This window comes from Shewanella sp. 433 (assembly GCF_059338565.1).
Window position 1 is genome coordinate 1,170,428 of sequence record NZ_CM181703.1, and the last position, 14,226, is coordinate 1,184,653.

Annotated in this window: 11 protein-coding genes; 6 read left to right on the top strand and 5 right to left on the bottom strand. The window is 47.2% G+C overall.

Annotation, left to right across the window (positions count from 1 at the left end):
• The first annotated feature begins 171 nt into the window (after positions 1 to 171).
• Positions 172 to 615 (top strand): winged helix-turn-helix domain-containing protein, encoded by a 444-nt coding sequence (locus tag AC5YB1_RS05285; protein WP_494521004.1) that lies wholly within the window; start codon positions 172 to 174, stop codon positions 613 to 615.
• Between the two features lie 342 nt (positions 616 to 957).
• Here the strand turns inward: AC5YB1_RS05285 and AC5YB1_RS05290 are convergent, their stop codons facing one another.
• Complete coding sequence (locus AC5YB1_RS05290; RefSeq protein ID WP_494521005.1) at positions 958 to 1,488, bottom strand: hypothetical protein; 531 nt, start codon at positions 1,486 to 1,488, stop codon at positions 958 to 960.
• A gap of 11 nt (positions 1,489 to 1,499) precedes the next feature.
• Positions 1,500 to 2,321 carry a cytochrome c3 family protein gene (locus tag AC5YB1_RS05295; protein WP_494521006.1) on the bottom strand — a complete coding sequence of 274 codons (822 nt, stop codon included), beginning with the start codon at positions 2,319 to 2,321 and terminating at the stop codon, positions 1,500 to 1,502.
• Between the two features lie 669 nt (positions 2,322 to 2,990).
• Here AC5YB1_RS05295 and AC5YB1_RS05300 point away from each other — a divergent pair.
• From AC5YB1_RS05300 to AC5YB1_RS05310, 3 genes are all read left to right on the top strand, one after another.
• Positions 2,991 to 3,788, top strand: coding sequence for a winged helix-turn-helix domain-containing protein (locus AC5YB1_RS05300; RefSeq protein WP_494521007.1), 798 nt, complete (start codon positions 2,991 to 2,993; stop codon positions 3,786 to 3,788).
• Positions 3,781 to 4,299, top strand: coding sequence for a hypothetical protein (locus AC5YB1_RS05305; RefSeq protein ID WP_494521008.1), 519 nt, complete (start codon positions 3,781 to 3,783; stop codon positions 4,297 to 4,299). Before AC5YB1_RS05300 ends, AC5YB1_RS05305 begins: the two co-directional genes overlap by 8 nt.
• 66 nt (positions 4,300 to 4,365) lie before the next feature.
• Positions 4,366 to 5,772: a hypothetical protein gene (locus AC5YB1_RS05310; RefSeq protein WP_494521009.1), complete on the top strand. Its 1,407-nt coding sequence runs from the start codon at positions 4,366 to 4,368 to the stop codon at positions 5,770 to 5,772.
• Between the two features lie 738 nt (positions 5,773 to 6,510).
• Here AC5YB1_RS05310 and AC5YB1_RS05315 read toward each other — a convergent pair.
• Positions 6,511 to 8,688 (bottom strand): OmcA/MtrC family decaheme c-type cytochrome, encoded by a 2,178-nt coding sequence (locus AC5YB1_RS05315; protein WP_494521010.1) that lies wholly within the window; start codon positions 8,686 to 8,688, stop codon positions 6,511 to 6,513.
• 521 nt (positions 8,689 to 9,209) lie between these two features.
• Here AC5YB1_RS05315 and AC5YB1_RS05320 point away from each other — a divergent pair.
• Positions 9,210 to 10,187 (top strand): LysR family transcriptional regulator, encoded by a 978-nt coding sequence (locus AC5YB1_RS05320; RefSeq protein WP_494521011.1) that lies wholly within the window; start codon positions 9,210 to 9,212, stop codon positions 10,185 to 10,187.
• Complete coding sequence (locus AC5YB1_RS05325) at positions 10,174 to 11,127, top strand: LysR family transcriptional regulator (protein ID WP_494521012.1); 954 nt, start codon at positions 10,174 to 10,176, stop codon at positions 11,125 to 11,127. Before AC5YB1_RS05320 ends, AC5YB1_RS05325 begins: the two co-directional genes overlap by 14 nt.
• 12 nt (positions 11,128 to 11,139) lie before the next feature.
• On the opposite strand, the gene AC5YB1_RS05330 is transcribed toward AC5YB1_RS05325, so the two are convergent.
• Both AC5YB1_RS05330 and AC5YB1_RS05335 read right to left on the bottom strand, forming a co-directional pair.
• A complete protein-coding gene (locus AC5YB1_RS05330) occupies positions 11,140 to 13,371 on the bottom strand; it encodes a PAS domain-containing protein (RefSeq protein ID WP_494521013.1) in 2,232 nt (743 codons plus the stop codon).
• A gap of 176 nt (positions 13,372 to 13,547) precedes the next feature.
• Positions 13,548 to 14,150, bottom strand: coding sequence for a TatD family nuclease-associated radical SAM protein (locus AC5YB1_RS05335; RefSeq protein WP_494521014.1), 603 nt, complete (start codon positions 14,148 to 14,150; stop codon positions 13,548 to 13,550).
• Positions 14,151 to 14,226: the final 76 nt, after the last annotated feature.

The following is a 14,226-nucleotide window of genomic DNA, read 5'->3' on the forward strand; positions in this document are numbered from 1 at the left end:
CGCTTTTTTTCATTTTTGCGCCGGGTGTTGAGTCATTTTCTCCATCAACAAAAGCCGTTTTGTGTCCGTTATCACGGAAATCAACATTGCTTTCGCTGATAGCCGCATTATCACAGCAGTCAGCCAGGGTTGTGAGTACAATTACTCATAGTTTTTGATGTGAGAACGCTTATGCAAATCGGTCACTGCTGGTTTGATATTGCTCAAGCACAGCTGTCAAATCAAGATAATGATACCAGTTGGAGTATGCCGCCAGCTGAGTTCGCTGTGCTTAACTTATTGGTGCAGCATCGAGATAAAGTGCTATCAAACGAGCAGCTGTTAGCGTGCCTGCCAGAGCAGGCTCGCTCGCTCGCCAGCCTTGAGGCGGCAATTAAACGTGTGCGCTTCTTTTTAGGTAAGTCGGCGCTGTTTATTGAAGCCGTTGATGGGCAAGGGTATATTCTGCACAGCAAATCGACGCGTGCGGCGCGTTTTTGGGCCTTGCGTCCGGGTAAGAGTATGTCGCTGAAACAGTATTCGATTTTGATCGCCCAGATTGTGTTGTTGCTATTACTGATTTACTCATTATTTGAGCCCGCTTCGAGTGTGTTTCCCCCCTGGCCGACCCGATGATTGTCTAGATGAGTGTCTAGGTGAGTGTCTAAGTGAAAAATGGCCCGCTGCGGCTCGGTTCGCTTAATGATGTTCGCTCTTTTAGTCGTGATGCTACGCCACTATAGCCGTCTCACTTTATCGCTGCTAAACCATCAACGCCTTGTTAAGGCGAACTATCCCTAAGAATCGATAGCCCATGTTAGCGCCGCCATACCCTGCTGAGCGTGTCGCACAAAATTTAACTTAACGCTTAGATTTTAGTATTAGCATAAAGTCGCTGATGTATGGGGAGGGGATGCTGACCAATATGGCAGATAAACGGGCATAGTCCGTGTGGTCTATGCCCGTAAGGTGAAGATATTATGAGGCGGGTATGGCTGAGTGTAAGATTAGCTCGTTACTGGCAAGCGCGCCGTTAATTTCAATGGCTACTTGATAGCGTTGTACCGCACCGGGTGCACTATTTTCATCCCAATTGAGCCCGATGGCTTCGAAGCTGTACTGGCCCTTGTCTGACTCGACTAATACACCATCACATTGCGCCGCAGCACTATCACAGGCAAAGGCTTGGGTGACATGCCAGCGTTTCCATGCTTTAGCGTTACGTGACGGTGTTTCATCGTCAGGAAAGCCAAAATAGGTAATGCGATAGTCTTTGACGTTGGTGATCGCTTGCTCGCCATCATCTGCCAAGGTGAAGCTTAATGCCCCGCTAACGCCATCGAACTGCGCCAATGTGAGGTTAATCGCTGCGGCTTCATTTATATCGATACCGTCCGCTACTGGAGGCAGCACCTCAACTGGTGGCTCGATGGTATCAGCATTATCACTGCCGCAACCGCCGCACAGTAACAGTGTCGCCAGTAGGCCAGTTACTAATTTATCATTCATATCAGCCTCCCTTAATTAAAGTGACCGGTATGGCAAGTGGTGCACTCCATATCGGTTTTAACACTGGCAGCACTGCCCATAGTGTCGGTTACGCCATGACAGCTTTGACAGGCTTGAGCCTCGCTCGATGGCTTAGACTCTGGCAGTGCAGACAAGTCTTCTCCCGCATAAGCGCGGTTGAGTAGCTCAACTAAGTGATAAGCGACAGAGGCAGATAGGCGCTTGCAACGCTCGCTTTTTTGGCTAAAGGTAAAGCCAGAAGCTTTAGACCAGTTACTGATAGAAGAGTGACACAGAATACTGTTGGCTATTGATGATTTACCTACTAGCGCGGTTTTTTCTGCTGTTGAGCCGATACCTGCAACGAACTCATCGCTAGAATATGGAAGCTCTTGGGTTTCATAGTAGCGAAAAGAGGCGCCGATCACTGCGGAATTTTGGCCGTTAATATCATCAAGGATGTTAACTAGCATCCCCGTAGCATTGTTGTTACCACAGACTGTGCCTTGACCGCTTATCCCCGCTCCGCCATAGGCCGCTAATGCTGTTGGGATAGTGGCAAATTTGGCCGCATCAGCACTAGATGATTGCGCGAGCATAGCTACCATGGCGTGGAACACCTGATGCATACAGCCACCGGGAGTTTCATAAGCAAGCTTAGCGGTTGCCATAGCATCGAGTGGCACATACTTGAGTTTATCCCCTAAGGCTAAATGAAAATTACCTTGGTCATCTGTAGCGGCAAAAGCGGAAGTGCCCATTAGGGTCGCTCCGGCTGCGGCGGTGCTAATACCAATAATTTTGGTCAGTGCTTGGCGTCTATTAATGGTCATAAAAATATCCTCATTGAGATAGCATTCGTTCGTTATTAATAAAATAGTGGGTTGTTACTGCAATGATTGTTGAGGGGAAGTGTTATCTATCCCGCCGAACTTGAAGCCAGTTTGGCGCGAGAATCTTGTAAATAGTGTGACGGCTGATGGATGAAGATAGCTGCGGCAAAAAGACAGGCCTACTAGGCCGCAATGTGACATTGGGTGGGCAGTCTTAATCGGTTTTATTCTTAATGGATGCCTGGATCGATTAGGGGTAAAGATTAAGATGTGAGCTGTAACGTCTTATTTGTTGTATTCATGTTAATTTGTGCTGATTGAAGCTAGCGGGGGGCTCGGTATTTATGGGCTGAATAGTGTGACAGGCTTCGCGTAACAACAAGTGAACCTCTCGATTTGGCGATGACTTCCATATAGATTGCAACGAGATAATGGCGATCACAGAAATAATGAATCGCATTGCTTATGCTATAGGCCTATTAACTTATTACGCTTTGTTGGCTTATCGCCTGTATTAACATTTGCTCAGCATCAATGATGAGCACGGATAGGTGGTGCAGACCAATGACCCAGTCAATTAAGTGCGCAACGAGTGCATGGCTGCGTTATCGATACTCTTTTTCTATATACAAAGTGTGAGGTAAGGCAAAGTGAAGGATAAAGTGATTAATGCAACTAGGTGACTGCCTGTTTGATGCTCAAAAAGGGCTATTGACCCATCAAGGCACGCAAGAACAGTGGCAATTGCCTCGGGCTGAATGGCAAGTGCTGCGCATTTTGGCAGAACATCAGGATCAAGTGGTGCCTAAGCAGATACTGGGCGCCGCCGATGCTGAGCACCCGCCGCTGAGCGACTCGTCGGTGACCCGTGCTATCTTTATGCTGCGCTCTTTTTTGGGGCCGGTCGATGAACATTTGATTGAAACCGTTAAAGGCAAAGGTTATCGATTGAAGCTTGCATCGTCACTGGCGCAACAGCAGGAAGTAAAGGCGTGGATTCATCACCCTAGAGAAAGGTTACAACGCTTAGATATTAGGGCGTTAGCTAACATGATTGTCGCATTAATTGTCGCATTAGCTGTCACACTCTGCATGGTATTTGTCGTGGGGCAGTGGCTAAGTGAGGCCAACCTTGAGACGCAAACAACGGCCCCCTTTGCCCAGCAAACGGTGGCGCTGGAGTCTGGCCAGCAAGTCACCCTAAGCAGTTTTGCCACCTCTAAGACCAACAACACTTCGCTTATCGCCTTAACCGAGCGCTTAGCGGCAGAAATTAAACAGTGTGAATCCTCCCCTTGGCGCAAAGTCTTTTTATCCTTATCACATGATAAGCAAGTATTTAATATCACCCTAAGCGGCGAAAAGCTGGGCCAGTCTGTGGTACGTAACCTTAAACTAACTGACTTTAGGCAGCGCAAAGCATTTCTTTCCGAGGCTTGGCTGGCAGAGGTATCTTTGTGTGAATAGAAAACTACTCTGGGCCATTAATCTCACTATCTTGCTGCTGCTCGCGACAAGTGCCACCATTAGTTACCGTTATCTGTATCCGGCAAAAAGTATTATGCTCAGTTGCAGCTCTGAGCTGTATGATAGTCGCGACCCCTTAGGCGGTGGACGTCATTACTTGTTGGTCGACATTATGGCCAAAGCGCAGCAGGCGCAGATTAATTATCGTTATTTTAATTTAGACGGGACCTCGGCTGGCACCATTCGTATGCAGGGACAACTTAACGACTATGATGAAGCGGCCAATCGGTTTGATTTTTCGGTCTACACCAAAGAAGAAAGCCTAGATGAACGCCCCGACAGTCGTCCGCAACATATGCAGTATCTTTCCTATGTCAGTTCGTTTAATTTAGACAGTCAAGGTATGCATAATCTGTCTATTGAATCATTAGACTTAGACCCCCATCGTGATTACGCTGTAGTGTTGTTTCAGCCCAGCAATACCGTATGTGGTTGTCGCTTAGTTCATTGACACATCTTGGGTTATACTAAATAACAACCTATAAGTTTATGATATATTTTATTATTTTGAGGTCGTGTGTCTAAGGTTTATGTTAAGCAGGAAGAGTCACTGTCGATAAAGTTTACCCACCAGATGAAAGTGGGTGATCAAAGGCGGTTAGACCTTTATTTCTTTTTACCCAAAGAGATGGGAATTAACTCTCAAAGCCTCGATGCAGAAGAATATTATTACTCGGCCATCGCTGGGCGCCGCTCCTATTACTCCTCAGGTCTACATCTGCCTTTAGTGCAAGGGCGCTTTATTAGTCAAAATAAGCGCACCGTCGAAGAGTTTAGGCTCTATTTAAACCTGTTTGCTTACCAGTTTGCGGTGGCGATTGAGACCGACAGTAAAGAGTTGGCCCAGGTGGAAGATGTTGAGCAATTTTACACCTCACTGCATGAGCTCAGTGACATTGTCGCCCAGCTACTGAAGAAGTTTCGCCGTAATGAACCGAGCGACCCTAAATGGAAACATTATTTCGAAAACTCCGATAATTACCTGTCGTGGTTTTGTGAACAGCGCCTATTACAACTGATCTCCCATGCGCCGCGCAGCAGTGATTACAATGAATTGACTGAAGAGGTGTTGTCGCTGTGTCGTAATGAGCGGACCTATCGTGAAGTTAAAAAGTATAATTCTGCGCAAACCAAAGACGATCCTAACCGCATCTCAAATAAGATGTTGTTATTAAGACGTTTGATCCAACAAGGGGTCGTGCTCAAAGAGGAGCTTAAAACCTTAGGTGTGGGCTTAAAGAAACTCACCACCGGCGTAGCCACCGGTGGGGTGATGCTGGTCGTGTCGGCCTTGATTATTAAAGCCCAAGGTGTGTTTAACGGCCTGACCCTGTCACTGGTGTTAACCTTGGCGGTGATCTATGGCTTTCGTGAAATTTTTAAAGAAGATATTCGCAATGCCTTATGGCGGGTTATCCAAAAGGGGCGGCCGCGTTGGAGCCGCATTCTGCGTGATACCACCACGCAAGCGGTCATTGGGCGTCAGTTAGTCTGGCTAGATTTTATTAAGTACAAAGACTTGCCTGAACAGATTGAAGAGATATTAAAGCGCCGTCATAGCCAAAATAAGGTCGATTCGGAGATCTTGCACTACGGTATATACTCACGCATCGCCCAGAAAGACTTTTTAGCCGGTTACTCGACCATTCAAGAGCAAGTAAACTTTAGTTTGGTGCCGTTTGCGCGTTATTTGGAGCGCGGCAGAGCCAAAATTTATAAAGAATCTGCTGGCCAAGTGAGTTATGACTCTGTTGAGCGGCGCTACCAAGTCAACCTTATTTTAAGGTTGCGAGAAGGACGTAATCCGCCGCAATATGCGCGTTATAAGATCACCATGAACCGTTCGACCATAGTCGAGGTGACCGAAAGCCAGTTACCCGATGGCATGACGCCAATAGGTGGGGAACAAGACAGCGAAGACTAAGGTGGCACTTCGCTGGCAGCGAAGCTGTGCTTGATGGAGTATCAATTACCTGTGTTTGAAGCTCGTGTCTTCACTGTTATCCATTGCCTGTGCCGGTGCTTCCTCGACTCGGTGAGTGAAGCATCGCTTCTACCCGTTTTAGGTGTTTAGAGGGGGGATTTTGAACCATGGCTGCATGGTGTATCAATTGCCTGCCGCAGGCCTTAAGTGCAGATACACCGACTTCTCACTCTCTTCGATTTAGCCGTAATTGGTATCCACAGAAACGTTAAAAGCAAAATTATTTTTGGACAAAACCTAGGTAGCTTTTGAACTAGTAACCCACATCAAATACGGCTAAATCGAAGAGGCGTTAGAGATAAGTGTAAGCGCGGTTTTGGCCTTCGAAATCATGGATGATTTCGCAGAGCCCACACGGACGTGCTTGCGGCGAGCCAAAAGAGCGCTTGCACATTCCCCGCCGGACAGGCGATTAATAACAGTGAAGGTTCGACCTTCAAGTCTCTGCCCCAATATCCACTTCGTCAGACGCTAATGTTCTTCAAAATCGCGATTAGTAATCTGCCCCCTCGAACACGGTTCAGCCGCACAGCTTATCCAACTGCTAGACGCTAAATTGATAATGTCGAGTGAATAAAAAAGCGCCCGAGGGCGCTTTTGACTTTGCAGGGACTAACTTTGCAGGGTTAGTGTAGGTGCTTGGTATCACCAAGCACCTAATGGGGTATCACTTGTGGGTTATAGCTGGTGTCCGTGGTGCTCCATAATTTTCTCTGGGCTATGACAAGTCGCACAGGCTTCTTTAGCGTCTTTGGCTTCTTGCTTATCTGGGCCAAAGTAAGCGCCGTTATTTTGCATGTGTGCCATAGCGGCATCTGACAGATACTTCTGGTGACAACTAATGCACGAAGCCGCATCAGATGAAGCATACCAAGTTTCAACTGGCGTTAGCGCGGGATCGTTATTTTTACCTGGAATAAAGCTAGGTACAGCATGGGCTTGGCCTGCATTACGACCGAGCTCGAAACCATAATCTTTACCACTCCAACCTTCGACTTCAGCATGACAAGTGGTGCAGTCAGTCTTCAAAATGGTGCCGCTACCGCCATGGCCATTATCATGACCTTGTGCTTTATGGGCTTTATACATAAAGCTGGTGGACTTCATTTCGCCCGAAGCAAGCGCGTCGCCATTAGCATCTTCAACCTCACCGAGTTTCTTATCGTTGGTGTGGCAAGCGATACAATTGACGCCATTTGAGTCATGGTAAAACTCATAGCTATGGCAATCGTAGCAGGTTTGCTCATCAATAATCGCGCGGCGCTGTGCAACAACCGCAGCGGTGTCGTTAAGGATGGTGCGATACGCCTCTGTTTGGACATAGGCAGGATATGCATTGGTCGCATCACAACTAGTACGGTTAGTGCTGCTCTCTTCGAAACACACTTTAAGCACTGGTAGTACTTCTAGTGAGCGTGAAGCGATATCGGCTGGGAAGTTCATCGCGACCTTAACGCTAACACTGTTGTCGCTATTCCAAGTTGCTTTCGTTGGATCTTTAATGTCGATACGGCGCTGGCTGTAGGGGGATTGATCATAATCGGGATAATCTTTCTCAACATCCCAGCTGACCACAACATAAGGCTTGCTGTAATCCAGTTTATAGACTTCATTTTGGCTGACAAGCGTACCTGCTTCATCCATTATCTTCAGATCGAAGCTAATTTCATTGGCGACGCTGATGGCAACATTTGTGACGACGGCGTCATAGGCTTTTGCCGCTTGGTAAGGCTTAGCATGGTCGTTATGCACCGCAGCGCTGTGACAATCGGTACAGGTCAGCTCTGGGTTTTTATCTGACTTATGCTGCACAGGAGAGTCGGTATGACAACCGGTACAAGCGTTGGCATTGGCATTAGCGAGCCAGAGATCTTTATCGGCTAAGCTGTCATCTTCAACGTGACAGGCGGCGCAATCCATAAAGGGTTTAGTTGGGAAAGCCGGGTAGTCAAAGGCGTGAGCGCCACCATAACCTGCGATGGTGTAGGGCATGGGTACCACATTACCTTCGCTGTCTTTACCTTCACGGTGTGGCCCCATATGGATGGCGTGCACCATATGGCCTAACTCGACAGAAATAGCGTTAGGATCGGTGACTATGCCATTGTGACAAGACTGGCAATTTTCCATATCGAGTCGACGGCCGCCATGGGCTTTTAGGCTGTCTGGTTGGTGGCAGGTGTAACAGGTTTGCATGGTGACCAGATCGCGCGTCTCTATGCCTTCACTGGCATTGGTCGATGGGATCCAATCGAAGTGGGCATTCTCTGCCAGTTCATGGCCTGAGTCATATTCAAACTGCATCTCAATGGCGATGCGTTGAGTCAGTTGTGGGTCGAAACTGACGCCAGCAGGATCGTCGGCCGTGGTCAGATTGGTGTTAAAGGTATAGGTATAAGTACCGTCGTGATGATCGGTTAAGCACTCTGGGCAGTCGTTTATCTTTTCAAAGCCCTGCTCAAAAGTGGTGCCGGCATCATTGGTGGTTTCATTGAGAAGTGAAAACCACTGCTTGAGTTCGGTGCCATCTTTGGTCTGCAACTGGGCTAATGAAAAGCGAAAATCGTGAAAGGGATTCGTGCCATCTAATCCGATTAATCCAACACCTTGGCTATTTTCAAGGCTAAAGTCGACAGTAATAATGCCATTTTCGTAACGCGCACTGCTGATACTGGCGATGGCCTCGTTAGCCATATCGATATTGAGGCCGTTGCCGCCAGGTTGCCCTGGTACACCTGGCTGACCATTTTCGCCGTCAACCCCATCTTTACCATCATTTCCATCTCCACAAGCTGTCAACATCATCGACGAAGCGATGAGTAACGCCAGTGTGGTTGTTTTTGTTTTTATCATCATTTATCTCCAAGATTAACCACTGGGTGTAGCTGCTTGAAATGTTAAAGATTGGTAGCAATGACCGATATGAAGTGCATCACTTTAATCCACGCTGCCGTTTTTTGTTGATATGCTAGTTTTTTGTGTCTCAGTGGACTTTAACGCTAACTTTTGGTCTTTGGGGTTTCGCTATGTTCTGGATTGTTGGTGTTTATTGGTGTTTAACTTCAAGTTTTAGCGGATGAAACTCTAATATTCATATTGTGCAAATCACAATTGTGAATCTTGTTAATGGCTATGGTTGAGCGCTAGCATGGGCGTAATCAGGTTTTATAGGTTAATGAATTCGCTCAGGCTTTACCTGTATCACATATTTAACAAAATACTTGCATTGGGTATCACTCTTTACCTTGGGTCATCGTATTGCGGGGCAATTTACCTTAAATTAGCGGTCGGTAAACTAACCGCTCAATACACTTAAGTGCTCAATAAACTAAGCGTACCGAAAATGAAGTGACATAAATGCTGAGAAAAGGAGAGGCATGAGTCGAGTTAATAGCAATAGCCTATTTAATATTAAAGTCTTTGTATTATTGTTTGAAACCTTAAGCTCAACCGAAGTCGCGCAGCAATTAGGGGTGGCGACATCAAAAATTAGCCGCAGTTTAAAAGCGTTACGCCACTCGTTTGATGAGCCTTTGTTTATTCGTAAGCAACATGGTTTTGAGCATACCCCATTCGCGAAGACAATTTACCCCCACTTAAAACAGTTGCTCACCCTGTCTGAGACCAGTTTGGCCTTGTCGCAACCGGTAAATACACAGGTGACCCAGCAGATGACCATTACCTGCCCGCCGCCGTTATCGCTTAATCTACTCAGTTATCTGCAAGATAAAGCGTCGCAATTAAAGCAGCCATACTGCTTTAATATTAAGCCCTGCAGTAATGATATCGATAAGCTGTTAAACCGCTTAGAGGTGGATTTAGCCGTGACCTTTGAAGCTCATAATTCCGAGCGTTTGTCGTCGGCATTTGTCGCCAAAGCCAATGCCTATGTGGTGGTGGGTAATCAACAACACCCTATTTTTAAGGGCGACAGTCGTATCGATGTCGAAACGATGCTTAAGTACCCTTATATCAGTTTTAATGGCCATGAGTTTGAGCAAGGGCACGATCCACTGGCGATGTATGCCTTAGATAAAGGGCGGTCAATTAACATGGTGGCCAAGGTGTGTCTGTTGGCAGATTTGATGATCCAGCTTGAGCGTAGCGATGCCTTAGCCTTGATCTGTTATCGCGATGCGGTTGCGTTTTTATGTGCCAAAGCCAAGCTGCATGCGGTCGCCTTGCCTGAAGATCAAAATCGACTGCTTAATTTACGTGCTGATGGCCATCGTCATTACCTGACCAAGCTTAGGCAGGGCAATCAGGCGAACCTATGGGTTGAGGCTGAGATAGCGTCCTACATTCAAGGTAATGTGATCTTACATTGTGACGGAGCCATTGATGCCAAAAGATAAATTACTCGATATCTCATTAGCCACCTTGGAGATATTTTGCCAAGTCTATGTGAGAAAAAATGCCATCGAGGTGGCAAATCATCTAGATCTATCACAGCCTAAAGTGAGTCGAGCGTTAGCAGCGCTCAGAGCGGTATTTGATGATCCCTTGTTTATTCGCCGCGAGAGTCAATTTCAGGCGACCGAAACGGCGCATAACCTCTATCCCATTTTTTGCCAAATGATGGCCTGTAGCCAAGAGGTGGACTATCTGGTGAGAGGCGGCAAAGGGGTGATGGCAGCGAATGTCGAGGTGGCGACCGTGCCGCAATTGGAGATCAATTTAACTCAGAGTATCAAGCAGGCGGCGCTGGCGGTGAGTGATGACGATATGATGGTGGCGACCACGCCGTGGGGCGAGGGCACGGCGCAGCAATTATTAAATGATGAGCTTGATGCGGCCATCAGTTTCGAGCGTGCTGATAACCGCGCTATCTTGTCAAAATCGATTATTCAACATCGCGGTGGTTATCTTGTGGCACGTAAAGAGCACCCTATTTGGCAAGCCCCCAATATCGATAATATGATTGATTATCCGTTGGTGAAGCTCATCACCATGCCTTTTCCTGCCAATAAGTCGCCCCTTGGCAGTTATGCCAAACGGGTGGGCAAACAACTGCAGTTATATGCCACGGCGCCCGATCTGGGCAGCGCCGCCAACAGCCTGTTAAGCTCCGATGCCATTATCATTATCGGGGTGCAAGGTGCGGTTGATTTTTTAAGAAACATCAATGGATTGCATGCACAACAAATTGATTATCAGCAAGATCAGTTGCTGTTGCAAAACTTCAGCCACCCTACGGTTTATCTATGGCTGAAGTTAGATGCCAGTGGCAAAGTGACCACGCCGTTTTGGTTACAGCGTTGCCTAGAGGATTACATCATCAAGGCGCATCAATAGCCGTTATACGCGCTATTTTTTATCAGCAGCGTTGTGACGCGTATAGGCTTGGCAAATACTTTGCTCACCTATCTGTTTTGCGCGCTGCAGGGCCACTTCGGCATTACTTAAGTATTGCTCTAGATTTTGTCCCGCTTGATAGCTGGCTATGCCCATGCAAATACCAGTACCAAGACCGATATTATTAAGGCTGTTGAGTGACTTGGCCGCAAAATGATGCGCCGCATCCGAGCTGGTATCTGGCAAGATAATAATCACTTTGCCCAGTTGCCAATGGGACATCTGATAGCCCACTGGCAGTGACTTTAATAAGTGGATCTCCACTTCGCGCTGACGGCTCTCTAACTGACCAATATCACTCATGTGGCTGAGCATGCTTTCGGCGGTAATGTCGATTAGCAGTAGGCTGGAGTTATCGCGACTCTTAGGGGACAGCGATTTAAAGTAATCATCTAAATCCCGCAGGTTAACTAAGATGGTGCTGCGATGAGGAATAAAATCGCCCCGGTCGTGTAATAATGTGCGTGTTTGTGCCTGCTCTAAGGTACAGACGATATATTCAATCTCACCAGCACTATCTAAATGGCCTTTTAAGGTGGCTTGCAGGCAGGTGTTTTCATGATTGTTGGGATCGCATAAGATTTGCCCTTTCCAGCTGCCTTGCAGCAAAATTTGCTGGGTGATGCGCGGCCACTGTGAACTCAAATCGTTATTAAGCAGGTCGGTAAGGTTTTTATTGTTGATGTCGTGAATAGACAGCAACTGCATAAACGCTTCGTTGGCGAGGGTAAGATCGCCATTGACTAACACTAAGGCGCTCGCCACCGCATTATCATTAAGGAGGCGATTAAGGTTGGCTTGCTTTTGTGCTTGTTTTAACTCGGTCACATCGCTAAAGGTCACTAGCAGGTAGTTGCCTTTTTTAGCTGGGCGCTGTGCACTGGTTATGGTGACGGCAAGACAGTGACCACATTGCTCTTCAAGATCGATAACATCGTGCCATTTTTTATGTTCATTAAGCTGCACTAATATCGCCGCATAGTCCTCATCTTCCATTTGCAAGATGCGCTGTAAATTACGGTCCGACAGCTCATCTAGGGGGATATTTAATAATCTGGCGGCTTGTTCATTGGCGGTAACAACTCGATTATGGTCATTGATGATGATGCAGCCAGTATCTTGATGAAACAGCCGATTGGCGAGATCGATACTAAATTCCCGTGAACGCTGCGCAATGCGATAGGCATGCACCAGCAAGATCAATCCCAGCGACAGTAAGGTCAATACTACCGAGCCAATAATGACAATATTACGCCATTCATAAAAATCGGCGGCAATCGCATCGTTGCGCACATAGGAGACTAAGTAATACTCCCGGCGGGTTTCATATTGGGTTGTTAGCTCAATTTTTAAGTAAACAAAGGTGGCATCATCACCATGAAACTGGCCAAAATTGCTGGTGGCCATTTTTCGCCACAACGCCGGATAGCTTAGGCGTAAACTGGCGCCCAATGTCTCGGGGATACGATTGATAGTGGGTTTATTTTTAACACCAGCATAGAGTAAACCTTGGGTATCGACCATCAACAGCGGCGACTCTTCGCTAGAATATGCGGGTTTAATGCTTTTGAGCATGCGCGTCATCGATTGGTAGGTAACGAGGTAGCCTCGCACACTCAGATCAGGATTTTCGAGCCATGCCAGTTGATACAGATAGGGTTCTATCTTGCCATCGACCTGAGTAAAATCCAGTGGTGAGGTGTAAACTTCACCACCGCCCATGCTGCTAGCCCCGCCTAATAATGAGGAGGGTAATGCCTGATAGGCGATTTCGCTGGCCGCTGAAAATTTAAAGGTACCTTGAGGATCGAACAAGGCGATATCGAACAGCTCAGGAATATTACCTGTCATTAACTGCCAGTTTTGTTGCAGCTGTTGCTGGCCGGCTTCGCTTGGGTTGGTGAGATAGTTTTTGAGCAGCTCAGAGTTAGCAAACATCTGAGTTCTAAACTTTTGAAATGTCACTCTATCGGCAATCAGGCTGCCAACCGATTGCAGCTCGCTATATCGTTGTGCGGCCCAATCTTCCTGCAGGCGACGTTCGCCTAGGGTAACGATCACATTGGTCAATAGAATCGAACTGATCAGCAAAATAATGATCTGTGTTGCCACGGAGAAAATCCGTTGCGGTGACCAGTGAAGTCCTTGCCCTGTGATCAATAGTGGAAGTTTTTGCGTCAGCATCGAGTGTCATTGTCTAATTACTTTTGCGGCTATATTAGCAGATTCTCACGGCTTAACACAGTGACTTACAATTGACTAACACCCGTGACGATATCCATGGATTAGTCGGTGTTAGATTGGGTTACCTTTTCGGCGCAAATGCGCCTCGCTAATGCCTTATTGTCTGCTTAAGGCCGCTAGCCGACTACGCCTAAATGTCGGTGTTTAAATTCGGCATTGGCGGCCAGCACTATCTGTTTACAGCGCGCAATATCGACACCTTCTAAGCCATCAATGGCCGACACTTGCACCTTGGCGATATACTGCGGCGCTAGTTTTATAAACTCATTTACGGCTTGGTAGGCGCCTTTGAGTTTAGGCTGGCAGTGGCGAAGGTACGCCGCTTCAGTATCGGCATTAAGTGAAATCGATAGCGCGTCAACGACAGGGGCTAACTCAGGCAAAATATTACGCCGGTGAAACAGATTGCCTAAGCCATCGGTATTGACTCTAACTTTGCCGCCTTGGCTTTTGATTGCGCCGGCAACCTCGAGCAGGGTGGTCAGATTTAAGGTGGGCTCGCCATAGCCGCAAAACACATATTCATCGAAGTGGCTAACCTCCCCTAGCAGAGGGATAAGCTCCTGTGCCTTAGGTTGATGGTCTAAGGCTAACTGATAGTCGTGGATCTGCTTGCTGCCATTGTGTTTTGGGCAAAATTGGCAACGTAAGGTGCAACGCCCGGTGATGTTAAGGTAGCGGCTGTTACGAATATCGTAGACTAGGGTTGATTGACTCATGATAGGTGACGTTGCCCGAGCTGATGGGGTAAAGAGGACAGTGTAGCGACTTTGAGCGATTGAAAATGGCGATTAG